General features: G+C 68.6%; 17 protein-coding genes and 1 pseudogene. 11 read left to right on the top strand and 7 right to left on the bottom strand.

Annotated elements, in window-relative coordinates; translation table 11 throughout:
- Positions 1-196: 196 nt before the first annotated feature.
- Positions 197-1,816 carry an IS1634 family transposase gene (locus KUTG_RS39335; protein WP_232240927.1) on the top strand — a complete coding sequence of 540 codons (1,620 nt, stop codon included), beginning with the start codon at positions 197-199 and terminating at the stop codon, positions 1,814-1,816.
- 63 nt (positions 1,817-1,879) lie between these two features.
- On the opposite strand, the gene KUTG_RS39330 is transcribed toward KUTG_RS39335, so the two are convergent.
- Both KUTG_RS39330 and KUTG_RS39325 read right to left on the bottom strand, forming a co-directional pair.
- Complete coding sequence (locus KUTG_RS39330) at positions 1,880-2,836, bottom strand: DUF1152 domain-containing protein (protein WP_043732187.1); 957 nt, start codon at positions 2,834-2,836, stop codon at positions 1,880-1,882.
- Positions 2,833-3,153, bottom strand: coding sequence for a MafI family immunity protein (locus KUTG_RS39325; RefSeq protein WP_043724217.1), 321 nt, complete (start codon positions 3,151-3,153; stop codon positions 2,833-2,835). Before KUTG_RS39325 ends, KUTG_RS39330 begins: the two co-directional genes overlap by 4 nt.
- Positions 3,154-3,231: 78 nt before the next feature.
- Between KUTG_RS39325 and KUTG_RS39320 the strand changes: the two genes are divergently transcribed.
- Positions 3,232-3,429 (top strand): hypothetical protein, encoded by a 198-nt coding sequence (locus KUTG_RS39320; protein ID WP_043724214.1) that lies wholly within the window; start codon positions 3,232-3,234, stop codon positions 3,427-3,429.
- Here the strand turns inward: KUTG_RS39320 and KUTG_RS39315 are convergent.
- Positions 3,410-3,862 carry an RDD family protein gene (locus tag KUTG_RS39315; protein ID WP_043724213.1) on the bottom strand — a complete coding sequence of 151 codons (453 nt, stop codon included), beginning with the start codon at positions 3,860-3,862 and terminating at the stop codon, positions 3,410-3,412. The genes KUTG_RS39320 and KUTG_RS39315 overlap by 20 nt on opposite strands.
- A complete protein-coding gene (locus KUTG_RS39310) occupies positions 3,849-4,889 on the bottom strand; it encodes a TetR/AcrR family transcriptional regulator (protein WP_043724210.1) in 1,041 nt (346 codons plus the stop codon). The genes KUTG_RS39315 and KUTG_RS39310 overlap by 14 nt, the downstream gene beginning before the upstream one ends.
- Before the next feature lie 126 nt (positions 4,890-5,015).
- Here KUTG_RS39310 and KUTG_RS39305 point away from each other — a divergent pair, with 126 nt between their 5' ends.
- The 4 genes from KUTG_RS39305 to KUTG_RS39290 all read left to right on the top strand — a co-directional run bounded on the left by KUTG_RS39305 (position 5,016) and on the right by KUTG_RS39290 (position 8,973).
- Positions 5,016-6,146: a cytochrome P450 gene (locus KUTG_RS39305; protein ID WP_043732184.1), complete on the top strand. Its 1,131-nt coding sequence runs from the start codon at positions 5,016-5,018 to the stop codon at positions 6,144-6,146.
- Between the two features lie 2 nt (positions 6,147-6,148).
- Positions 6,149-6,877, top strand: coding sequence for an aminoglycoside adenylyltransferase domain-containing protein (locus tag KUTG_RS39300; protein ID WP_043732182.1), 729 nt, complete (start codon positions 6,149-6,151; stop codon positions 6,875-6,877).
- Positions 6,878-6,908: 31 nt separating this feature from the next.
- Positions 6,909-7,376, top strand: coding sequence for an anthrone oxygenase family protein (locus KUTG_RS39295; RefSeq protein WP_043724208.1), 468 nt, complete (start codon positions 6,909-6,911; stop codon positions 7,374-7,376).
- A 328-nt stretch (positions 7,377-7,704) separates the two neighbouring features.
- The gene (locus tag KUTG_RS39290) at positions 7,705-8,973 is read left to right on the top strand and encodes a ThuA domain-containing protein (RefSeq protein WP_084580312.1); all 1,269 of its coding nucleotides are present in this window, start codon (positions 7,705-7,707) and stop codon (positions 8,971-8,973) included.
- Between the two features lie 76 nt (positions 8,974-9,049).
- Here the strand turns inward: KUTG_RS39290 and KUTG_RS39285 are convergent, their stop codons facing one another.
- Entirely contained in the window at positions 9,050-10,234 is a 1,185-nt protein-coding gene (locus tag KUTG_RS39285) for an ROK family transcriptional regulator (RefSeq protein WP_052395918.1), read from the bottom strand.
- Between the two features lie 152 nt (positions 10,235-10,386).
- On the opposite strand from KUTG_RS39285, the gene KUTG_RS39280 reads away from it, so the two are divergent.
- From KUTG_RS39280 to KUTG_RS39260, 4 genes and pseudogenes are all read left to right on the top strand, one after another.
- Positions 10,387-13,932: a glycoside hydrolase family 3 C-terminal domain-containing protein gene (locus KUTG_RS39280; RefSeq protein WP_043724206.1), complete on the top strand. Its 3,546-nt coding sequence runs from the start codon at positions 10,387-10,389 to the stop codon at positions 13,930-13,932.
- A 73-nt stretch (positions 13,933-14,005) separates the two neighbouring features.
- The gene (locus tag KUTG_RS39275) at positions 14,006-17,548 is read left to right on the top strand and encodes a glycoside hydrolase family 3 C-terminal domain-containing protein (protein ID WP_043724204.1); all 3,543 of its coding nucleotides are present in this window, start codon (positions 14,006-14,008) and stop codon (positions 17,546-17,548) included.
- A gap of 51 nt (positions 17,549-17,599) precedes the next feature.
- Positions 17,600-20,788 (top strand): annotated as a pseudogene (locus KUTG_RS64400) (glycoside hydrolase family 3 N-terminal domain-containing protein); the annotation flags it as partial.
- Positions 20,789-20,861: 73 nt separating this feature from the next.
- Complete coding sequence (locus KUTG_RS39260) at positions 20,862-21,623, top strand: glycoside hydrolase family 3 C-terminal domain-containing protein (RefSeq protein ID WP_084580308.1); 762 nt, start codon at positions 20,862-20,864, stop codon at positions 21,621-21,623.
- Positions 21,624-21,742: 119 nt separating this feature from the next.
- Here the strand turns inward: KUTG_RS39260 and KUTG_RS39255 are convergent, their stop codons facing one another.
- Complete coding sequence (locus tag KUTG_RS39255) at positions 21,743-22,651, bottom strand: ribonuclease Z (RefSeq protein WP_043724199.1); 909 nt, start codon at positions 22,649-22,651, stop codon at positions 21,743-21,745.
- Positions 22,652-22,835: 184 nt separating this feature from the next.
- Between KUTG_RS39255 and KUTG_RS39250 the strand changes: the two genes are divergently transcribed.
- A complete protein-coding gene (locus tag KUTG_RS39250) occupies positions 22,836-23,219 on the top strand; it encodes a VOC family protein (protein ID WP_043724198.1) in 384 nt (127 codons plus the stop codon).
- Positions 23,220-23,407: 188 nt separating this feature from the next.
- On the opposite strand, the gene KUTG_RS39245 is transcribed toward KUTG_RS39250, so the two are convergent.
- A complete protein-coding gene (locus tag KUTG_RS39245) occupies positions 23,408-23,668 on the bottom strand; it encodes an oxidoreductase C-terminal domain-containing protein (protein ID WP_043724196.1) in 261 nt (86 codons plus the stop codon).
- Positions 23,669-23,719 lie beyond the last annotated feature (51 nt).

The raw sequence follows: 23,719 nt of genomic DNA, 5'->3' as shown, positions 1-23,719 counted from the left end.
GCGGTGGTTACGACCGCGCCCGGGAACGGCTAGCAGCAAAGGGATCCGCGCGTGCCACCCCGGCCGCGAGGCCTGCGCGGCGAGCCTGGCATGGGGATGCGACGAGGCTAGTCCCGTCTTCCGCACATGGACACAGGTGAGTTGATCACGCGGGCCGGTGTCCGCTCGGTCAAGGGCTCTGCCAGGGTGTTCAGTCGTGGATCAACGTGCACGACGACGGGCTCGCTATGTCGCGGCGAGTGTGGAGAAAACACTGGGCGCGCTGCCGGTGATCGCCGATTACTGTCGCCGTCTGGACCTGGCCGGGATCATCGACCGCGCCTGCCCGGTGCGTGATCTCGCACTCCTGACCCACGGACAGGTGATCGAAGCGCTGGTCGCGAACCGACTGACCTCACCAGCACCACTGGTCCGGGTGACCGACTGGGCCCGCGAGCACGCGGTCGAGGAGGTCTTCGGCATCGAGCCCACGCTGCTCAACGACGACCGGATCGGCCGGGCGTTGGACGCGATCGCCCCCGAACTCGATCACATCGTCGGGTCCGTTGGCGCACAAGCGATCTCGATGTTCGGGCTGGACACATCCCGGCTTCATTGGGACATGACCTCGATCTCGCTGTACGGCGCCTACGACCAGGCCGACACCGACCACCCGGCGCCGAAGTTCGGGCACCCCAAAGACCGCCGCCCCGACCTGAAGCAGATCCAGGCCGGGCTGGCGGTCACCGGCGATGGTGGTGTGCCGGTGTTCCACCGGGCCTACGACGGTGGCGCGGGCGAAGTCGCCCAGGTGGTGGGCGCGATGAGCGCGCTGCAGACTATGGCCAGACCCCGAGAGTTCCTGCTGGTCGGGGACTCCAAGCTGGTGTCCTACGCCAATGTCTCGGCGATGATCGCCTCCGGTGTCGGGTTCGTCGCGCCCGCGTCGAAGGCCTACACGCCGGCCGCGACGCTGGCCGCGCTGGACCTCGACTCGGCCGCCGAGGTGGACTACGTCGCCGAACGGGACGCGGGCAAACCAGCCGCCGACCGTGGCCGCTGGCGAGTCACCGAGGACACGATGACGCTGGCGGGCAAACGCAAGCGTGACCCGGTGCTCACGCTGCGGCGGGTGTTCGTGCACTCCACCGCCCGAGCCCGCGCCGCGGCCACCGCGCGGGCCCGCAAACTCGACCGTGCTCGCGACGATCTGGACCGGCTGGTCCGGGGCCTGGGCTCCCGGCATTACCCCGACGAGAAGGCGGTGACCGCCCGGATCGCCGCGATCGCGGCCGCCCGCCGGGTCACTGCCTACCTGCGCACCGAGACCGGCACCGATCCTGCCACCGGCAAACCCATCCTGCGCTGGTGGTTCGACCACGCGGCGCTGGATGCCGAGACCGCCACCGACGGCTGGTACGCGCTGCTGACCAACCTGCCCGCCGACGTCGACCCGGCCGAGATCCTGATCCGCTACAAAGGCCAGGAGGTTGTGGAACGCCGCTACGGCGCCGTCAAAGGCCCCCTGGCAGTGGCACCGCTGTTCGTGAAGAACAACCGGCGCATCGCTGCCCTGATCACCGTGATCTGCCTGGCACTGCTGATCTTCTGTCTGATCGAACGTCAAGTCCGGCAGGCGATCGCCCCGCACATCACGCTCGACGGCCTCTACGCGGGCAGACCCGCCAAGCCCACCGGGCGGCTGATTTTCGAAGCGCTCGCCCGGCTTCGCCTGATTCCCGCTGTCAACGGGCAACCACCAGGGATTCCGCAACCACCCCCGCTACAAGCCAGGCTCCTGGACCTACTCGGTGTCGACCCCACCCAGCCGAGATGATCAAATAACATCCCACTCGACGATCATCCCGAGTTGATCAATCCTCACGTGCGGAATACCCGGCTAGTGGGGCAGGGTGCGGCGAGGGCGGCGGGGGACGGTGTCGCGGTAGTCCTCGATGGCGTAGGCGATCTCGGTGATGGTGCGGGTGTTCTCCAGCGAGGGGAGGTACTTCACGTGGCGGGCCAAGGTGAGGAGGTCGACGGTGAAGTAGACGGCCATCAGGGGGTTGACGAAGAGCTCGCTGCCGGAGGTGCGGGAAGTGACGTGAACGTTGCCGAACTGGCCACGGACGGCGGCGGCGATCTGGCCGTTGACGATGCTGGGACGCAGAGGGGTGGAGGACTGGGCATGGGAGACGGCGTCGAGGTAGGCGGCGGCCTCGGGAGAGTCGGGAGGGATGGAGAGGGCGCCGAGGTAGCCGCCAACACGTTGCAGCATAGCGAGATTCTCCAAGACGTCGGCGTGACTGACGCCATGGAAGGAATCGATGCCGAAGCCGAGGCTGACGACGAGGCGGTCGATGCCGTCCAGGCCGGCGACGGCGGCGAGGCTGGCCATGTCCTCCTCAGGAGTGCCGATGCCGGACTCGTCGCCCTGCATGAGGATGTCGGTGCCGCCGTCGACCAAGACGATGGCGTCAAGGTCGAGGCGCCTCACGAGGGTGGCGTAGGCGGAGCGGAGGGGCTGGACGCCGGTGCGAGGGAAAGCGTACACAGTGGACGGAAGAGAACGGGCCGAGAGCCAACGGGACAAGGTGCGCTCGGGAAAGTAGCCCGCGCCGCCGAGACTGTCGGGGGTGACGGCGGCGAGGCCGGGCTCGACCCAGGAGTCGATGTCCAAGCCGTCCAGGTCGCTGAACGACAGGTTGGCCAAGTGCACCTGCTTTCCCGAGGCGCGCAGAGCAGTCGCCAAAGGGAGGCCGGCGTAGACGTCGAAACCGCCGCCGGCGCCGGCAATGAGGATCCGCTGTGCGTCAGAGAGACGAGCGAACAGGGGTGGCACCGTCAGGGAGCTCACGACCAGCACCTCTCCAAGTGGTCCAAGGCATCGGTGGAGGTAGTGAAGGTGTCCTCGACCACGCGCCAACGCGGCTGGTCGACGTCCGGGCAGAAACGCAGATGGAGCAAGGCCTCATCGGGGCGCGAAGAGGACTGGGCCAAACGCTGCCGCAACGACGGGGTGATCGGCACGTGGAGGTCGTACAAATAGCCGACGGCGGTGTCGAAGGCCAGCGCGGACTCGCCGTGATCGAGCAGGTGACGGGCGTCGGCGGCCTGCTCGGCGGGCAGCAACAGCCAGACCTCGTCGAACAGGCGCTGGTCCCAGGACCACATCAGATCGTCCGAAAGTCTGAGACGGAACCACTCGCCGGATCGAGGCGGCGACCACGGGCGAAGGCGAAGATCGATGTCATGACCAAAGAGCTTCGCACCTCATGGCTGCGCATCACGGCCGGATCGGTGATCGCCGTGCTGACGATCATCGGATACACGCAGGGCTGGTACGGCGCCGGCACGGAACAACTGGTGCTGCAAGGCGTCGTGGCGCTGTGCGGGGTCGCGATGGTCGTGCAAGGCGTCACCGGACTGTTCACGGAGCGTCGGCGGTGACACGGACCACCAAGGTGCGCGCCACCAGGTCGCCGACGCGCTGGTGCCGAGGGCTGAACAGCATGACGAGCAGCCCGGCGAGGCCGAACGCGAAGCCGTCGACGACCTGGAGCAGCCAACGGATCGCATACGTGCCGAGCGTCGGGGCCCCGCCCCACTCGGTGATGATCCGCAGGCCCAACAGCCTCATCGCCGGCGTGCGGCCGCCGGTGTGGTTCGGCACCCACACATCGACCACCAGGTTGCCCACCAACAGGGCGACAAGGAAGACGGTCGCGGGCACGAACACCAACGACCGGTTGCCGGAGATCGCGATCACCGAGCCGATCAGCAAAGCCAACGCGGGCACGGCGACGAGCAGGCGGTCGAGCAGCCACTGGACGCAGCGCCGCCCCACCACGCGCGTCCGGTCGTAGGTCTCAACAGACGGCATAGCAGGCCCCAAATCCCTCGGCACGCCGCACGATCCGCCCGTCACGGACACGAATCGCCACCTCGGTTCCATCCATGGTGGACGCGACGCCGGCCGCGGCGGCGAGGGAGCCGGAGTCCGAGACGATCTGCACGCGAGGCCACGCCGTGCGCGGGAACGCGTGGTGCAGGTGCCAGCGGAAATCGGCGATCACCAAGCGCCCCAACGCGGACAGCTCGGCCGGCTCGGCCGTGACCAGGGCGATCGTCACCTCGTCGGACGGCGTGGCCGAGCGGATCATCTCCTCGGCGGCGGACAGGCGGTGCAGGCCGAGGATGGCCACCACGCCCTTGCCGGCGCGGATCGACTCGCCGGTCAACAGGTCGACTGCCGCCGGCGGGCTCCACGGCTCGTCGACGGCCCGGACCGGCGGCACGATCGGCGGCCGCTCCGGCCAGACGTCCCTCAGCCCCAGGTCCGGCATGGCCGCGCAAGCCGTGATCACGTTGAATGGCTCGACAAAGCCCGGCGCGGCCACCGCCAGCAGACTCGCCCCGTGCAGCATGGTCAGCGCCGACTCGGCCACCCGAACCAGGCGGCCCGCCGCCGGATCCAGTCGTTCCAGGGCCAGGCCCAGCAGGCTCGCGGTGAAGCGGCTCAGCTGAGCGAACGGCCGGCTGGTCTGCTCCGACGCCAACACCTCCGGCATCAGGTCCAAGCCCAGGCGCGCGGACTCCCGGTCGTTCACCAGCGGCAGCCGGGTCACCCAAGCGCGGGCGAACGCCGCCAGCGCCTCCCGGGGCGTCAGGCCGATCTCCGGATCGCTCGGCAGAAGAGCCCGCTCGGCGTCTTCGGCCAGCACGGCGAAGTACAGCGCCCGCTTGCCCGGGAAGTTCGAGTACACCGCCCCACGCGTGAGCTCGGCCCGCTCGGCGATGACGTCGACCTTGGCCTCGCGAAACCCGCGCTCGGCGAACTCCGCCCTCGCCGCCGCCAGCACCCGGCTCCGGTTGAGCTCCTGCGCCTCCGCCCTGGTCAGCCGCGCCATGCCGCTCCTCGCCCGCCGTACTCCGCCGCCATGACCGGCGAACTCTTGCGCCGGCACCCGCCGCGAAGATACCGTCACCACTCAGATGGCAGAAACATATGATCTCATCATCTGAATGGAGTGATCATGCAGCTCGACCCCGCCGACCCCGCGGTGATGCTCGATCCGGTGGCCACCTACGCGGCGGCCCGCGCGGACTCGCCGGTGGCGACGATGGAGGTGCCGGGGCTCGGCACGTTATGGATCGTCACCCGGCACGAGCACGCCAGAATGGTGCTGACCGACCCCCGGTTCCGGCTGAGCCGGGCCAGCTACGCGATGCGGCCGCAAGGCCTGCCGGACACGCCGAACCTGGGCGAGATCGACGGCCCGGACCACACCCGGCTGCGCAAGTTCGCGGCGCCGGCCTTCACGGCCCGACGGGCCGCCGAGTTCCGGCCCAGGATCGAGCGGACGGTGCACGAGCTGCTCGACGGCCTGAAGCCGCCGGCCGACCTGCTGCGCGACTTCGCCCATCCGATGCCGATCGAGGTGATCTGCGACGTCGTCGGCATCGCCGAGGCGGAAAGGCCGATGTGGCGCCGGGTCGGCGTCGCCGTGGTGAGCGGCCAGGGCCAGGCGTTCCAGGAGGCGATCCCCGAGGTCATCGCCGGGGCCAAGGCGGCGGTGGCCCGGCGGCGCGCGGAGCCGGGCGACGACCTGCTCACCGACCTGACGCGGTCGGAGGCCTCGGACGACGAGCTGGTGGTGCTGGTGTGGCATCTCGTGCTGGCGGGCCAGGTTCCGGGCAACCTGATCGCCAACGCGGTGGAGGCGCTGCTGCGGCATCCCGGGCAAATGGCCCTGCTGAAGGAAAATCCGGAGCTGATGCCGAGGGCGGTGGAGGAGCTGCTGCGCTGGTGCACGCCCCAGCTGCTGACGGTCCCCCGCTTCACCACCGAGGACGTGGAGATCGGCGGCGTGCCGATCCCGAAGGGGGAACAGGTGACCGTGTCGATGCTGTCGGTCAACCGGGATCCGGCGGTCTTCCCCGACCCCGATCGCCTCGACGTCACGCGCACGCCCGGCTCCTTCGGCCACCTGGCCTTTGCCCACGGCGCGCACTTCTGCCTCGGTGCGGCGCTGGCCCGCATCGAGACCGAAGTCGCGCTGACGGCCCTGATCAACCGCTTCCCCGGCCTCCGCCTCGACGGCGATCCCGTGCGCACGCCCGATCCCGGCAACTGGCGGCTGGCCGACCTCGGCGTAACTTGGTGATCATGTTGCCACCGCGGGCCCAGGACCTCGTCGACCGCTACACGGACCGCATGGACCGCGAGAGTCCAGGCCTGTTGCAGGGCCTGTACCTGGTCGGATCCGTTGCCCTGGACGACTTCCACGACGAGGTCTCGGACGTCGACTTCGTGGCGGTCGCCGAGAACCCGGATCCCGAGTCGCTGCGGAAGGTCCATGAGGGGCTGGAGAAGTTCGACGGCCTGTACGTGACCTTCGAGGATCTCCGCACCAGCCCGTCGAAAGTGCCGCCCGGCCACTTCCAGCTGGAAGGCGAGCTGAAGACGGGCGACGAGGGCCGGTCGCCGGTGGAGTGGATCACGCTGGCCAACTACGGCGTGACGATCCGGGGCCCGCGCCCGGCCGAGCTCGACGTGCACGCCGATCCCGAAGAGCTGCGGGAATGGGTGCGCGGCAACGCGAACAGCTACTGGCGGCAGTGGCTCGACGACCCGTCCGACCTGATCTACGACGCCGCGATCGCCTGGACGGTGCTGGGCATCAGCCGACTGCACTACTCGCTGGTCACGGGCGACATCACCTCCAAGTCCGGCGCCGGGCACCATGCCATCAAGGCCTTCCCCGAGCACCGGGCGGTCATCGAGGAAGCCTTGCGGCACCGGACTTCCCCGATCGCCAGGCCTGAACATCCCGACCTCGACCGCCAGGCGGCGGCGGTCGCCTACCTGGAAGAGGCAATCGCCAGTTTCGGTTGACCGCAACCGTCCCGGGGTCTTGACTCCGGGCATGGTCGGACAAATCGTGCTCGTTCTCGCGACCGTGGCGACCGGCCTGGGCGCGGGCCTGTTCTACACCTTCAGCTGCGCGGTCATGCCCGGGCTGCGACTGGCCGACGACGCGGTCCGCGTGCAGACCATGCAGCGCATCAACGCCGCGATCCAGAACGGCTGGTTCTTCCTCGGCTTCAGCGGCGCGCCGTTGCTCATGGCCGTGTCGATCCTGCTCGACGCCCTCGCCGGCAACTGGTCCCGAGTGGCCGGCGAGGCCGGCGGCCTGATCCTGTTCGGCGCGGCCCTGGTGATCACGTTCGGCGTCAACATCCCGCTCAACCTCGCGCTGGACAAGGCCGATCCGGCCGCCCCGGCCACCGCCTGGCGGGCGTTCGAGACGCGCTGGGTGCGCTGGAACACCGCGCGGACGCTGACCAGCGCCGGCGGCCTGGCGGCGCTGGTGATCACGCTCGCGGCGACCTGAGCCCGACGGATCGGGCAGAGTCGTCGGACCGGCGGACACAGTGCCTTGGGGCCCTCGCACAACGGGCCGATAATTACTTTCGTAAAGTTTGTGCATTCGCCCGGCTGGGTGCCGCGAATGTACTCAGACGGTCGACAACACTGTTTCTGAAACAATGTCGGGACCGAAAGGCGCAATGGTCGCAGCCGTTGCGCCGAACGGCCGTGCTCCCCTAATTAGAGTCTTGAACTAAGTGGTGGATTTATGCTTCCTTGACTGCACGTCGCCCGCAGACCGCCAGCTCGGACGGCCCCTACCCGTCGCCCTGAACGGAAAGGGTCCAGTCAAGGTGAAATCGAGACTCGCGCGCGCGGTCGTGGCCGCGCTGTCCACGGTGTTGCTGTTGTCCACGGCAGCCAACGCCCCCGCCGCGCCCCAGGCGCCGCAGTTCAAGGTCATCGCCTTCTACAGCGGCACCTACGACGACGCGCACATCGCATTCGAAAAGGAGGCGGCGGTCTGGTTCCCCCAGGTCGCGGCGCAGTACAACTTCTCGTACCAGCAGACCAACAACTGGTCGATGCTCACCAGCCTGACCACGGCACAGGCCAATGTAGTCATGTTCCTCGACGACGTGCCGACGGATTCCGGCCAGCGAGCCGGATTCCAGCACTACATGCAGAACGGTGGCGCGTATTTCGGCTGGCACGTGTCGGCCTACAACGACTCCGGCACCGGCTGGCCATGGTTCAACAACACGCTGATGGGGACCGGCACCTTCAACAACAACACCTGGTTCCCGACGACGGCCATTCTGCACACCGATTCGTCGCACGCGGCCACCCGTCGCCTGCCGACGACGTGGATGGCCGGCGTTAGCGAATGGTACAGCTGGCAGAACGACCTGCGGCAGAACCCGAACATCCAGGTCCTGGCCTCGGTCGACGCGTCGAGCTTCCCGGTCGGCACCGACCCGGCCCAGTCGTGGTACAGCGGTTACTACCCCATTCTGTGGACGAACAAGCAGTACAAGATGCTGTACGCCAATTTCGGCCACGACGCGATGAACTACACGACGAAGACGCCGCTGTCGTCCACTTTCGCGGACCCGGTCCAGGACAAGTTCATCATCGACGGCCTGCTCTGGCTCGGCGGCGGCACACCCACGGACGCCCCCACTGACCAGATCAATCCGGGCGGCTTCTTCACCGTGATCAACAAGGGCAACAACAAGTGCGTCGACGCCCGCAGCGCCGGCACCACGAACGGCACGGTGATCCAGCAGTACGCCTGCAACAACAGCACCGCGCAGCAGTTCCAGTTCCAGGGCACGAACGGCCCGTGGCTGCGGGTCAACAACCGCGCGAACACGGCGGAGTCCCTGGACGTGTCGGGTCGCTCCACCTCCGACGGCGCCGGCATCCAGCTGTGGGCCTTCGGCGGCGGCACGAACCAGCAGTGGCAGGCGGTGCAGGAGCCCGGCGGCTACTGGCACTTCACCAGCATGGCCACCCAGAAGTGCCTGACGGCGTCCGGTTCGGGCGACGGCACGCAGCTGACGCAGGCCACCTGCACCGGCATCGCGTCGCAGTCCTTCAAGTTGCAGCAGCAGCCCTAACCCCCATGCAGGGAAGGACGCCTTACCCGCGTTGAACGAGGGTAATCTATGTGAAGGTCGATAGTGCCCTTGGCGTTCAGGCCGCGCTGGCGGCCGTGGCGAGCAGGCGGGGGGCGTTGGACAGCACGATGCCGGCCGCGCCCCGCACCTCGGCCCGATCCCCCAGCTCACCGGCCACCACGTCCACCTGCCGGGTGCCGAGCGACAGCGCGTGCTTGCGGATGTTCCACCGGACGGGGGCCAGGATCAGCTCGCCGGCCGAGGCCAGATCTCCGCCCACCACAACGAGTTCCGGGTCCACCAGCGTCACCACCGACGCCAGCACCCGGCCGACGGCCTCGCCCGCGTCCTCGATGGCCCGGCACGCCCCCGGATTGCCCTCGGCCACCAGCCGCGGCAGGTCCAGCGGCGTCACCGGCTCGCCCCAGCTGCGGGCCAACAGCTCGGCCACCGCGACCGGGCTCGCCACCGTCTCCAAGCAGCCCCGATTGCCGCAGCGGCAGATCCGCCCACCCGGCTCGGCCAGCAAGTGCCCGACCTCGCCGGCCAGTCCCCGTGCGCCGAGCATCAGTTGTCCGTCAACGACAATGCCCGCCCCGATGCCGGCGGACAGCCGGACGTACACCATGTCCCCGGTGTCGCGGGCGACGCCGTAGAGCCGCTCGGCCAGCGCGCCGGCGTTGGCGTCGTTGGTGACCAGGCCGGCCAGCCCGGTGCGCCGCTCCAGCTCCCACGCCGGCCGCAGCCCGGCCCACGCGGACATGATCATCGACCGGCCCAGCTCGCCGCTGCGCTCGACCGGCGAGGCGATGCCGGCGCCGATGCCCAGCACCCGCTCGACCGGGATGTCGTTGTCCAGCAACGCCTGCGAGACCAGGTCGGCCACGAGGTCCAGGGTCTGCGACGGCTCCCGGTCGACCTCCTTGACCACGAACCGGTCCCACAGCGGCGTGCCGAGCAGGTCGCACAGCACCACCCGGACGTGCTGGTGCCCGATGTCCGCGCCCAGCGCGTACGCCGCGGTCGGCACCAGCGACAGGCCCTGGGCCGGTCGGCCGGTGCGGCTGGCCGAGGCCGGCGGCTCGTCGTCCTCCCGCACCAGGCCGACCGCCATCAGGTCCGCGACCAGCGTGGACACGGTCGCTTTGGACAGTCCGGTCTGCCGGACCAGCTCCACCCGGCTGCTGTGTCCGGTGCGGTGCAGGGCCTGCAGCACCCGCAACCGGCCCTCTTCCCTCAGGTTGAGCGGAGCCTGCGCCATGCCGTCACCGTAACACCTTGACTTAGGGGCACTACCGGACAATCCTGGGCATCGTAGTCCAGCCGGGGCGCCATTTTTGGGCTAAAGACAGCCATAATGGCCTCGCCGCCAGCCCCGCACCGAAGCTTCTCCAACGACGGAGGCGCCAAGTCATGCGGATAACGGCGACAGTGGCCTCGGCGTGCGCGGTGGTCTGCGCACTCGCCCTGACCGGCGGCAGCTCGGCTGCCACCGATCCCGTTCCCCTCTACAAGGACACGCACTACACCTTCGCCGAGCGCGCGGCCGACCTCGTGTCGCGGATGACGCTGGAGGAGAAGGTCCGCCAGCTCTCCACCAACAGCGGGCCGGCGATCCCCAGACTCGGCGTGCAGCAGTACACCTACTGGAGCGAGGGCCAGCACGGCATCAACCGGCTCGGCGCCGCCACCAACCCCAACACCCCGCCGGACCAGGTGCACGCCACCAGCTTCCCGACCAACTTCGCGTCCAGCATGGCCTGGGACCCGGACCTGGTGTACCAGGAGACCACCGCGGTGTCGGACGAGGTGCGCGGCTTCCTGGACAAGTCGTTATGGGGCGTGAGCCCCAACAACATCGGCCCTGACGTCAACAACTACGGCTCCCTGACCTACTGGGCCCCGACCGTCAACATGGACCGCGACCCGCGGTGGGGCCGCACCGACGAGGCATTCGGCGAGGACCCCTATCTGGTCGGGCAGATCGCCGGGGCGTTCATCGACGGCTACCAGGGCAACCAGGCCGACGGAACGCCCGGCAAGTACCTGAAGGTCGCCTCGACGGCCAAGCACTACGCCCTCAACGACGTCGAGCTCAACCGCACCGGCATCAGCTCCGACGCCAGTGACGCCGACATCCGTGACTACTACACGGCGCAGTTCCGGGACTTGATCGAGAACGCGCACGTGTCCGGGCTCATGACCTCGTACAACGCGATCAACAACACTCCGTCGGTCGCCGACACCTACACGACGAACGCATTGGCGCAGCGGACATACGGCTTCGGCGGCTACATCACCTCCGACTGCGGCGCGGTGGGCACCACCTACCGGCAGCCCACCGGCGGCCACAACTGGGCGCCGCCCGGCTGGACCACCGACGGCAAGGACTCCGGCTCCACCTGGACCAACACCGCAAGCGGGACCAAGGTTTCCGGCCCGGCCGGCGGCCAGGCGTGGGCGCTGCGGGCCGGCACCGCGCTGAACTGCCCAGGCGAGGAGAACACCCTGCCCAACATCCAGGAGGCGATCAACGCCGGCGTGCTGAGCGAGGGCGTCATCGACGCCGCGCTGGTGCCGGTGTTCACCATCCGGATGCAGACCGGCGAGTTCGACCCGGCCGGCTCGGTGCCGTACACGAAGATCACCAAGGACACCATCCAGAGCCCGGCCCACCAGGCGCTGGCCCAGAAGGTGGCCGACAACTCCTTGGTGCTGCTGAAGAACGACAACAACGTGCTGCCGGTGACGCCGTCCAAGGTGCACAAGGTCGTCATCCTCGGCGACATGGCCAACAAGGTCACCCTCGGCGACTACTCGGGCCAGCCGAACGTGCAGGTCGGGGCGGTCGGGGGCATCAAGGCCGCGCTGCCCGGCGCGCAGGTGATCTTCGACGCCGCGGGCACGTCCACCGGGTCCACCGGCGCGGCGGTGCTGTCCGCACAGACCCAGGCCGACATCAAGAGCGCCGACCTGGTGGTGGAATTCGTCGGCACGGACGGAAGTGTGGCCAACGAGGGGCATGACCGCAGCACGCTGGCCATCCCGGGCAACTACCACTCGCTGATCACGCAGGTCGCCGCGCTGGGCAACCCGAACACCGCGCTGGTCGTGCAGTCCGACGGCCCAGTCGTGCTCGATGACGTGCAGGCCTCCGTGCCGGCGATCCTGTTCTCCGGCTACAACGGGCAGGCCCAGGGCGCGGCCCTGGCGGATGTGGTGACGGGCAAGCAGAATCCGAGTGGCCACCTCAACTTCACGTGGTACAAGGACGATTCGCAGCTGCCACCGATGAACGACTACGGCCTGGCCCCGGCGGCGACCGGCGGACTGGGGCGGACCTACCAGTACTTCACCGGCACGCCGACGTATCCGTTCGGCTACGGCCTGAGCTACTCGTCGTTCGGCTACTCCGGCGCGTCCATCGACCGGTCGACGGTCAACGCCGACGGCACCGTGAAGGTGTCGTTCACCGTGACCAACGCCGGCAAGACCGCCGGGGCCACGGTCGCGCAGCTCTACGCGGCGCAGAAGTTCACCGTGCCGAACGTTGAGCTGCCGGTGAAGCGGTTGGCGGGCTTCAAGAAGACGGATGTGCTGAAGCCCGGCCAGTCGCAGAAGATCACCATTCCGGTGAAGATGGCCGATCTGTCCCAATGGGACGGTGCCAAGCAGACCGTGTACGACGGCGTCTACCAGTTCCAGGTCGCCTCCAACTCCCGTGACGTGGCCGGCAGCGTGCAGACCACGGTCACCGGAGCGATCACGCCCAAGATCTCCTACGTCACCGTGCAGCCCGGCCAGGTGGTGTACCGGGCCGGCGACACGATCGACCTGACCGGCAAGAACAAGTGGATCGCCGACGACACCGGCCAGCAGCACGCATCGGCCGACAACATCGTGGTGGCTGCGAACAACGACCAGTCCTTTGTGGACCTGTCCAAGGCCAAGGTCACCTACGCCAGCAGCAACACGGCGGTGGCGACGGTCGACTCGAAGGGCCTGGTCCGGGCGGCCGGCGACGGCGTGGCCACGATCAAGGTCACGGTCAACGGCGTCACCGGCACCGCGGTGATTGTCGTCGGGCACTCGCTGTCGCTTGCGATCCCGCCGATCGTCAAGGCGGGCAACAGCATCACCGCGACCACCACGTTCGCCAACGGCGGCAGCTCGGCCATCACCAACGTGACGATGTCGATCACCGCGCCGGCCGGTTGGACGGCGACGGCGACCACCCCGGCCACGTTCCCCTCGGTCGCCGGCGGCCAGACCGTGAAGACGACGTGGCAGATCACCGCGCCGGCCAACGCCGCGGCCGGGTCGTACCCGTTCAGCGCCACGGCGACCACAAGTGCCGGCACCAGAACGGATGTCGGCCAGACGGCCGTGCCGTACCCATCGTTCACCGCGGCATACAACAACGTCGGCATCAGCGACGACCACAACACCGGCGCGGCCAACCTGGACGGCGGCGGCCTGAGCTACTCGGCCCAGGCGCTGGCAGCGGCCGGGGTCGCCTCGGGCGGCGCCGTGCAGCACGACGGTCTGACCTTCACCTGGCCGACTTCCGGCGCCGGGCAGGCGGACAACGTGCTCACCGGCGGGCAATCGGTGCTGCTGACCGGTTCCGGCAGCAAGCTGGGCTTCATCGGCACCGGTGACTCCGGCACACCGTCGGGCGGCGGCACCATCGTCTACACCGACGGCACCACGCAGCAGTTCGCGCTGGGCTTCGACGACTGGTGGTCCTCGCCGTCGATCCCGGGCGAGGACGTGCTGGCCGCCTTGCCGTACCTCAACAACAGCGGCGGGCAGCAGACGCAGAAGGTCAACATGTACTACTCGTCGGTGCCGCTGCAGGCCGGCAAGACCATCTCCGTGGTGACCCTGCCCAACGTCACCTCGGTGGCCACCCAGGGCCAGCCCAAGCTCCACGTGTTCGCCATCGCCGTCGGCTGACGGCCATCCGGACCGCCCCGCCCGGTCAACGACGACCGGGCGGGGCACCTTTTCCTACGGAGGCAGCCAAGTCATGCGATTATCGGCGACTGTGGCCTCGGCGTGCGCGGTTGCATGCGCGCTGGGCCTGACCACCGGCAGCGCGGCTGCCACCGATCCCGGGCCGGCCTACCGGGACACGCACCACTCCTTCGCCGAACGCGCCGCGGACCTGGTGTCCCGCATGACGTTGGCCGAGAAGGTCGACCAGCTCTCGACGATTCCGGCGCCGGCCATCCCGCGCCTCGGCGTCCAGCAGTACATCTACTCCAACGAGGGGCAGCACGGCATCAACCGGCTGGGCTCCTCCACCAACCCGCCGGCGGGCCAGGTCAACGCCACCAGCTTCCCGACCAACTTCGCCTCCAGCATGGCCTGGGACCCCGATCTGACGTACCAGGAGACGACAGCGGTCTCCGACGAGATCCGCGGCTTCCTGGACAAATCCCTGTGGGGCGTCAGTCCCAACAACATCGGCCCCGACGTGAACGGCTACGGCTCCCTGACCTACTGGGCCCCGACCGTGAACATGGACCGCGATCCGCGCTGGGGCCGGACCGATGAGGGCTTCGGCGAGGACCCGTACCTCGTCGGACAGATCGGCGACGCGTTCATCGACGGCTACCAGGGCAACCAGACGGACGGCACGCCGAGCAAGTACCTCAAGGTGGCGGCGACCGCGAAACACTTCGCACTCAACGATGTCGAGCTCAACCGCATGGGCATCACGTCCGACGCCAGCGACGCCGACATCCGGGACTACTACACCGCGCAGTTCCAGGAACTGATCCAGAACGCCCATGTGTCCGGGCTCATGACCTCGTACAACGCGATCAACAACACGCCTGCCGTGGCCGACACCTACACAGCGAATGCCTTGGCGCAGCGGACATACGGCTTCGGCGGCTACATCACCTCCGACTGTGGGGCCGTGTCCACCACATACCGCACGTCGCCCAACGGCCACAACTGGGCGCCGCCCGGGTTCACCACCGACGGCAAGGACGTCCAGTCCACCTGGACCAACACCGCAACCGGCGCAACGCTTTCCGGCGCGGCCGGCGGCCAGGCGTACGCGCTGCGCGCCGGCACCACCGTGAACTGTCCCGGGGACGAGAAGGACAACACGCTCCCGAACATCCAGGAAGCGATCAACGCCGGCGTGCTCAGCGAGGGTGTGCTGGACGCCGACCTGGTGCGGCTGTTCACGGTTCGCATGCAGACCGGGGAGTTCGACCCGGTCGGCAGCGTGCCGTACACGAAGATCACCAAGGACACCATCCAGAGCCCGGCCCACCAGGCCCTGGCCCAGAAGGTCGCCGACAACTCGTTGGTGCTGCTGAAGAACGACAACAACGTGCTGCCGGTGACGCCGTCCAAGGTGCACAAGGTCGTGGTGCTCGGCGACCTGGGCAACAAGGTGACGCTCGGCGACTATTCGGGTCAGCCGAATGTGCAGGTCGGGGCGGTGGGCGGGATCAAGACAGCGATGCCCGACGCGCAGGTGATCTTCGATTCCGCCGGCACCTCCACCACTGCGACCGTACCGGCCACGCTGTCGGCGCAGACCCAGGCCGACATCAAGAGCGCCGACCTGGTGGTCGTCTTCGTCGGCACCGACAGCGCCGTGAACGACGAGAGCCATGACCGGAACACGTTGGCAATGCCCGGAAACTACCGCTCGCTGATCACGCAGGTGTCCGCGCTGGGCAACCCAAAGACGGCATTGGTGGTGCAGTCCGGCGGGCCGGTCGTGCTCGACGACGTGCAGGGCAGCGTGCCGGCGATCCTGTTCTCCGGTCCTAACGGGCAGGCCCAGGGGGCCGCGCTGGCCGACGTGTTGACCGGCAGGCAGAATCCGAGCGGCCACCTCAACTTCACCTGGTACAAGGATGATTCGCAGCTGCCGGACATGGGCAACTACGGGCTGACCCCGGCGGCGACCGGCGGCCTCGGGCGGACCTACCAGTACTTCACCGGCACGCCAACGTATCCGTTCGGCTACGGCCTGAGCTACTCGACCTTCGCCTACTCCCAGCCTCACATCGACCGCTCCACGGTCAACGCCGACGGCACCGTGAACATCTCGTTCGCCGTCACCAACACCGGCCGCACGACCGGCGCCACCGTGGCGCAACTCTATGCGGCGCAGCAGTTCACCGTGCCGGACGTGCAGCTGCCGATCAAGCGGCTGGTCGGCTTCAAGAAGACCGACCAGCTCAAGCCGGGCGCGTCGCAGCGGATCACGCTGCCGGTGAAGATCTCCGATCTGTCCCAGTGGGACGACGCCAAGCAGACCGTGTACGACGGCACCTACCAGTTCCAGGTCGCCTCCAACTCGCGCGATATGGCCGGCGCCGTGCAGACCAAGGTGACCGGGGCGATCACGCCCAAGGTCACCTACGTCACCGTGCAGCCCGGCCAGGTGGAGTTCCGCGCCGGCGACACGATCGACCTGACCGGCAAGAACCAGTGGATCGCCGACGACACCGGCCAGCAGCATGCAGCCGCCGACCACATCGTCGAGGCCGTCAACAACGATCAGTCCTTTGTGGATCTGACCAGGACCAAGGTGAGTTACGCGTCCAGCAACACCGCGGTCGCCACGGTCGACAACAAGGGCCTGCTTCGGGCCGTGGGCGACGGCGTCGCCACGATCAAGGCCACCGTCAACGGCGTCACCGGCACCGCGGTGATCGTCGTCGGACATTCCCTGGCGTTGACCGTGCCGCCGGTCGTGACCGCGGGCGGCAGCGGGACGGCGACGACGACGTTCACCAACGGTGGCACGGCGGCGATCCGCACCGTGACGATGTCGATCGCCGCACCGCCCGGTTGGACGGCGACCGCGACCACGCCATCGACGTTCGCCTCGGTCGCCGGCGGTCAGACGGTGAAGACCACCTGGCAGATCACCGCGCCGGCCACGGCGACGCCGGGCACCTATCCGCTCAGCGCCACGGTGTCCAGCAGCGCCGGCACCAGGACCGACTCCGGCCAGACCTCGGTGCCGTACGCGTCGCTTTCCGCCGCGTACAACAACACCGGAGTCAGCGATGACCACAACACCAGCGCGGGCAACCTCGACGGCGGCGGCTTCAGCTACTCCGCGCAGACCTTCGCCTTCGCCGGCCTCACCCCCGGCGCGGCCGTCCAGCACGACGGCCTGACCTTCACCTGGCCCGCCGTCGGCGCGCCCGACAACGTGCTCACCGGCGGGCAGTCGGTGCAGCTGACCGGATCCGGCGGCAAGCTCGGCTTCATCGGCACCGCCGACTCCGGCGCGGTGTCGGGCACCGGCACCATCGTCTTCGCCGACGGCACCAGCCAGCAGTACACGCTCGGCTTCGACGACTGGTGGTCGGGCTCGACGTCGATTCCCGGTGAGGACGTGGTCGCCACGTTGCCGTACTTGAACAACAGCGGCGGCCAGCAGGGGCCCAACGTGCACCTGTACTACTCGTCGGTCCCGCTGCCGGCCGGTAAGACGATCTCCGTGGTGACCCTGCCCAACGTCACCTCGGTCGCCACCCAGGGGCAGCCCAAGCTGCACGTTTTCGCGGTCGCCGTCGGCTGACGGCGGGCAGGACGCCCCGCCCGGACACTGTCGACCGGGCGGGGCTTCCGCATGCCCGTTGTCGGTAGTGTCAGCTTCTTGCGCCAAATAGTCATGGTATTGCAGCTTGCTGTTCAGAAGCCTATGGTCGATTCACATCCGTACTACCCCGGCTTCCGAATGGACCCTGCCATGCGAAGCTTGCGAAGCCTGATCGCCGTCGTGGCCCTTCTGCTCGGCGCCCTGGTCGCCGTGCAGGCCCCGGCCGCGCTCGCCCGCAACACGGCCGGACTGTCCGACAAGGTCCAGCTGTTCTACTACCCCTGGTACGGCAGCCCGACCGTGAACGGCAGCTACCGGCACTGGGACCAGGGCGGGCACACCCCGCCCGACGACATCGGCGCCAACTACTATCCCTCGCTCGGCGCCTACGATTCCGGCGACTTCGCCGGGGCCGTGGACCAGCAGATGACGTGGATCGCCCGCTCCGGGGCCGGCGTGATCATCTACAGCTGGTGGGGCCAGGGGTCCTATGAGGACGGTCTGGCCTCGGGTGTGCTGGCCGCCGCCGCGCGGCACGGCATCCGGGTGGCCTGGCACATCGAGCCGTACGGCAACCGGACCGCCGCCTCGGTGGCCTCCGACGTCAACTACATCGACTCCCGCTACGGATCGAGTCCCGCGTTCTACCGGGATCCCCTGCACAGCAACAAACCCGCGTTCTACGTCTTCGACAGTCTGAACATCACCGACTGGTCCGCCCTGGACTCGGTGACCGGGGCCAACATCGTGCTCGCGCAGACCACCGACACCACCAAGGTCGCGCATTTCAACGGCATGTACACCTACGACGGCATCGCCGCCGCGACCGCGCCGGGTTGGGCCGATGCCGGCGCGTACTGCCATCAGCACGGCATGGTGTGGGCTCCCTCCGTCGCACCCGGCTACCTCGACGACCGCGCGGTGCCCGGCAACAGCACGCCGACCGTCAACCGGGACAACGGGGCCGAGTACGACAAGACGTGGAACAACGCGCTGAGCCCGAGCATCGGCGGCAGTCCGGACTGGGTGTCGGTGACCTCGTTCAACGAGTGGCACGAGGGCTCCCAGATCGAGCCGGCCAGCTCGAATCCCCCGGCCGGGCGGGGATACCTGACCTACGACGGCGCCTACAGCCAGACCGGGACCGCCTCGTCGACGGCGTACCTGGACCGGACCAAGTACTGGGTCGACAGGTTCGATCCGGGCGTGACGGCCCCGTCCGACGTGAACCTGGCTCTGGGCAAGGCGATGACCGCCAGCGGCTCGCAGGGCGGCTTCGCGCCGGGCAACGCCAACGACAACAACGCCAACAGCTACTGGGAAAGCATCAACAACGCGTTCCCGCAATGGCTCCAGGTCGATCTCGGCGCTTCGAGCCCACTCAACTCGATCACCCTGACGCTGCCGCCTTCCACCGCCTGGGGCGCGCGGACGCAGACCCTGACTGTCAGCGGCAGCAGTGACGGCACCAACTTCTCGACCTTGGTGGCCAGCAAGGGTTACACCTTCGATCCGGCCAGCGGAAACAAGGTCACCATCTCGCTGCCCGGGAGTTCGCAGCGGTACGTGCGGCTGACGATCACCGGCAACACCGGCTGGCCGGCCGGGCAGGTGTCGGAGTTCCAGGTCTACGGCACGCCGTCCGCGCCGCCGCCTCCTGGATCGCCGGAACAGCGCGCGGACGCGTTGCTGGCCCAGATGACCACCGACGAGAAGCTGACCATGATGCATGGCGGGGCGTCGTGCGGCTATGGCGCCTGCGTGGATCCCATTGCTCGCCTGGGAATTCCCGGCCTGCGCCTCCAGGACGGCCCGGCCGGTGTTGCCGACGGTGCGGTCGGCGTGACCCAGCTGCCCGCGCCCGTGGCCGGCGCCGCGACGTGGGACAGCGCGCTGATGAAGCAGTACGGCGGCGTGATCGGGGCCGAGGAGTGGGGCAAGGGCGCGAACCTCGTCCTTGGTCCAACGATCAACATCGTGCGGGATCCCCGCTGGGGCCGGGCCTTCGAGTCGCTGGGCGAGGACCCGTACCTGGCCGGCCAGCTCGGTGCGGCCGACCTGCAAGGAATCCGCGCGCAGGGGCCGATGACCCAGGTCAAGCACTACGCCGTCTACAACCAGGAGACGTACCGGAACACCCCGCAGGACAACGCGATCGTCTCCGACCGGGCCCAGCAGGAGATCTACCTGCCCGCGTTCCAGGCCGCCGTGCAGCAGGGGCAGACCGACTCGGTGATGTGCTCGTACTCGCAGATCAACGGCACCTTCGCCTGCGAGAACGGGCAGCTGCTGAACACGATCCTGCGACAGCAGATGGGGTTCGCCGGCTTCGTCGCCTCGGACTGGGGCGGCACCCACTCCACGGTTCCGTCGGTCACCAACGGCATGGACATGGAGATGGACAGCAGCCAGTACTACGGCGTGGCGCTGACCCAGGCCGTGGCCAGCGGCCAGGTTTCCGTTGCCACCATTGACAGTCACGTGCGGGCCATTCTCGTCGCCATGTTCCGGGCCGGGCTGTTCGACCACTCCCCCACCGGCACGATCAACTCCGTGGTGACCTCCGACGCCCACACCGCCGTCGCCCGGCAGGTGGCGCAGGAGGGTTCCGTGCTGTTGAAGAACGACAACTCCGCGCTGCCGTTGGGTTCCGGCTCCATCGCCGTCGTCGGCGACGACGCCGGTCAGAACGCCCTGACCGCCGGCGGCGGTTCCGCCCACGTCAACGCCCCGCACGTCGTCACGCCGTACCAGGGCATCAAGTCCCGGGCCGGCAACGCTTCCGTCACCTACTCGCAGGGCGTCGCCGCACCCAACGGGGAGATCGTCGACCCGTCGTTCTTCGGCAACGGCCTGACTGCCACCTTCTACAACGGCACCAGCCTGTCCGGGCCGCCGATCCTGACCCGGACCGATCCCGACGTCGACTTCATCTGGGGCACCCAGTCGCCCACAGCCGGGGTGCCGGCGACGAACTGGTCCGCCAAGTGGACCGGCACCCTCACCCCGCCCACCACCGGCAGCTACACCTTCTCGCTGACCAGCGACGACGGCAGCCGGCTGTTCGTCAACGGGCAGCAGGTGATCAGCAACTGGGCCGACCAGCCGCCGACCACCAGGACCGGCACCATCTCGCTGACCGCCGGCCAGCCCGTCAGCGTCGAGGTGGACTACTTCCAGGACGGCGGCGGCAGCCAGGTCAACCTCGGGTGGCAGATCCCCAACCAGGACCTGTTGGGCCAGGCCGTTTTAACAGCGGAAATGCATTTGCCGCGCCGCCTCCACCGCCGTCGTGTTCGTCAGCAACGCCGGCTCCGAGGGCGGCGACCTGCCGAACATCGACCTCTCCGCAGACCAGAACACCCTGGTCAGCCAGGTCGCCGCCGCCAACCCCAACACCATCGTCGTCGTCAACTCCGGCTCCGCCGTCACCATGCCGTGGGCCAACTCCGTGCGGGGCATCGTCGAGAACTGGTTCCCCGGTCAGGAAGACGGCGCCGCCATCGCCTCACTTCTCTACGGTGACACCAACTTCTCCGGCAAGCTTCCCGTCACCTTCCCCGCCTCGTTGGCCGACGTCCCCGCCCACACCGGCCCCCAGTGGCCCGGCCAGAACGGCGCCGTCCAGTACTCCGAGGGCATCGACGTCGGCTACCGCTACTACGACAGCCAGCACGTCACCCCCATGTTCCCCTTCGGCTTCGGCCTTTCCTACACCAGCTACTCCTACGCCGACCTCACTGTGTCCACTCCGGACTCCTCCGGCGCCGTCCAGGTCGGCTTCGACGTCACCAACACCGGCTCACGGGCCGGCACCGAGGTTGCCCAGGTCTACGTCGGCCAGCCCTCCTCCACCGGCGAGCCCCCGAACAGCCTGCGCGGTTTCACCCGCGTCACCCTCTCCCCCGGTCAGTCCCAGCACGTGACCGTCACCCTGGACGCCCGCAGCTTCCAGTACTGGACCACCACCTGGACCAAGGCCGCAGGCCCCACCACCATCCGCGTAGGCGGCTCCTCCCGTTCCCTCCCTCTCTCCGCCACCATCACCATGTGAAACCGCGAGTCCCGCTCTCGGGCAGGCATGAACTCAACACATGCTTGCCCGAGAGCGGGACTCGCGGTGGTCTGCCGGAAACTGTGTTTCGGTGTGCCGGAGAGCGTGACTCGCGGGGGTTATCGGCGGGTGGGTAGGGGGATGGTGGCCAGGTCGACGGCCAGGTGGATCTCGCCCTTGAACTCCAAGGCCGCCTCGTCGCGGAAACGCTCGGCCTCGTCGTAGGGGTAGCGCTGGGAGAAGTGGGTGAGGACCAGCTCGCGGGCGCCGGATTCGGCGGCGAGGCGGCCGGCGTCGCGGGAGGTGAGGTGGTAGTAGGAGTGGGCCAAGGCCTGGTCGGCGTCCAGGAAGGTGGACTCGGCGACGAGGAGGTCGGCGTCCTGGGCGAGGGTTAGGGCGCCGGGGCAGAGGCAAATATCCATGACAAAGGAAATTTCCTGGCAAAAGCGGGGGACGCTGACCTCGTCGAGGGTGACAGAGCGACCCTCCACCGACACGACACCGGCCCGCTGGAGCTCGCTGATCAGGGGGCCGCGAACGCCCGCGGCGGCGAGGCGGTCGGGGAGCATGCGGCGGCCGTCGGGCTCGGCGAAGCGGTAGCCGTAGCAGTCGATCCGGTGTTCCAGGGCGGCGACTGACAACGAGGCGTCGACGGGACCGTCCGCATGCAACGGAACGGGGACGAGGGTTGCCCGCTCGTGGAAGGAGGTCGCGTGGCGGAGGCGGTCGAAGTACACCTGCCCGGACGCCGGGTAGTAGCAGTGCACGGGGTGGAGCACGTTGTCGAGGGACAGCCGCTGGATGGTGCCGGCGAGGCCGAGGCTGTGGTCGCCGTGGAAGTGGGTGACGCAGATGCGGGTGATCTCGGTGGCGGACCGCCCGGCCAGGATCATCTGCCGCTGGGTGCCCTCGCCGGGGTCGAACAAGATGCCCTCGCGGTCGAAGCGCAGCAGGTAGCCGTTGTGGTTGCGGTGCCGGGTCGGCGTCTGGCTGGCCGAGCCGAGGACCACGAGTTCACGCTGGGACACCGCATCATCCTGACCAATCAGCGGCGGTCGTCGCCACGCCAAATCCGATGCCTTCACGAACGGCCCGGCCGGCGACCACCAACGCCGGCCACCATTAGCCGAACAGGGCGTTGCCGAGCAGGCAGGAACATGCAGCCCGAACGGGGGTAGACCTCCAGCGGACTTGAGGTTCTACCGTGGATTCATGGCCGTCGAACTGAACCACACCATCGTTCCCGCCTCCGATCCCCACAAGTCCGCGACGTTCCTGGCCGAGGTGCTGGGGGTGGCGGCGCCGATCACGTTCGGGCCGTTCCAGGTGGTCTCGCTGGACAACGGCGTGAGCCTCGACTTCATGCGCGTCGACGGTGAGATCGGGTCGCTGCACTACGCGTTCAAGGTGGCCGACGAGCAGTTCCAACCGATCTTCGAGCGGATCCGGGCGGCGGGCCTGCCGTACTGGGCGGATCCGCACCGGCAGCGGCCGGGGGAGATCAACACCAACGACGGGGGCCGGGGCGTCTACTTCCCGGACCCGGACGGGCACAACCTGGAGATCCTGACCCGCGACTACGGCAGCGGCACGTGAGGTACGGCTCGCCGGAACCGGGTCTGGGGGTCCAGGTCCGGCGAGCCGATGAGCCACGGGGCCGCGTCCCCTCCCCCCAAGAACGCGACGTCCGAGGCCAACGCCCTAGATCCTGCCGGGCCGCATCGGCCCGGGCCAGGTCACGGACCGGTCATATTTGACCGGTCCGTGAGCCGGGCAAACGGCCCCTACGCCGGCTCGCCGATGCGGGTCCGGAGCTGGCGGGTGTCGCGCGGCAGGTTCCAGCCGACGACGCCGGCGACCCGGCCGTCGGCCACGTACAGGGCGGCGAAACGGCCGGCGCCGACGTCGCCGGCGGCGACCGACGGCACGGCGTCCTCGGGGAAGGCTCCGTAGGCCTGGATCTTGACGTCGTACTGGTCGGTCCAGAAGTACGGGATCGGCGAATACGGCTCGCCCTTGCCGAGCAGGGTGCGGGCGGCGGCCATGACTACTGCTCGGTGGCGTTCATGCGGTGCTCGACCCGGATCCGCCGGCCA

The sequence above is a fragment of the Kutzneria sp. 744 genome (assembly GCF_000568255.1).
Lineage (GTDB): Bacteria > Actinomycetota > Actinomycetes > Mycobacteriales > Pseudonocardiaceae > Kutzneria.
Note: the sequence above shows the minus strand (reverse complement) of the source record. Positions and strands in the feature narration are given on the sequence as shown.

Coding starts and splice junctions, on each gene's coding strand:
- KUTG_RS39325 (WP_043724217.1), bottom strand. CDS start 3,153: ATGTGGTCCTGGGACCAGCGCCTGTTCGACGAGGTCTGGCTGTTGCTG.
- KUTG_RS39320 (WP_043724214.1), top strand. CDS start 3,232: ATGACCAAAGAGCTTCGCACCTCATGGCTGCGCATCACGGCCGGATCG.
- KUTG_RS39315 (WP_043724213.1), bottom strand. CDS start 3,862: ATGCCGTCTGTTGAGACCTACGACCGGACGCGCGTGGTGGGGCGGCGC.
- KUTG_RS39310 (WP_043724210.1), bottom strand. CDS start 4,889: ATGGCGCGGCTGACCAGGGCGGAGGCGCAGGAGCTCAACCGGAGCCGG.
- KUTG_RS39305 (WP_043732184.1), top strand. CDS start 5,016: ATGCAGCTCGACCCCGCCGACCCCGCGGTGATGCTCGATCCGGTGGCC.
- KUTG_RS39300 (WP_043732182.1), top strand. CDS start 6,149: ATGTTGCCACCGCGGGCCCAGGACCTCGTCGACCGCTACACGGACCGC.
- KUTG_RS39295 (WP_043724208.1), top strand. CDS start 6,909: ATGGTCGGACAAATCGTGCTCGTTCTCGCGACCGTGGCGACCGGCCTG.
- KUTG_RS39285 (WP_052395918.1), bottom strand. CDS start 10,234: ATGGCGCAGGCTCCGCTCAACCTGAGGGAAGAGGGCCGGTTGCGGGTG.
- KUTG_RS39280 (WP_043724206.1), top strand. CDS start 10,387: ATGCGGATAACGGCGACAGTGGCCTCGGCGTGCGCGGTGGTCTGCGCA.
- KUTG_RS39275 (WP_043724204.1), top strand. CDS start 14,006: ATGCGATTATCGGCGACTGTGGCCTCGGCGTGCGCGGTTGCATGCGCG.
- KUTG_RS39250 (WP_043724198.1), top strand. CDS start 22,836: ATGGCCGTCGAACTGAACCACACCATCGTTCCCGCCTCCGATCCCCAC.
- KUTG_RS39245 (WP_043724196.1), bottom strand. CDS start 23,668: ATGGCCGCCGCCCGCACCCTGCTCGGCAAGGGCGAGCCGTATTCGCCG.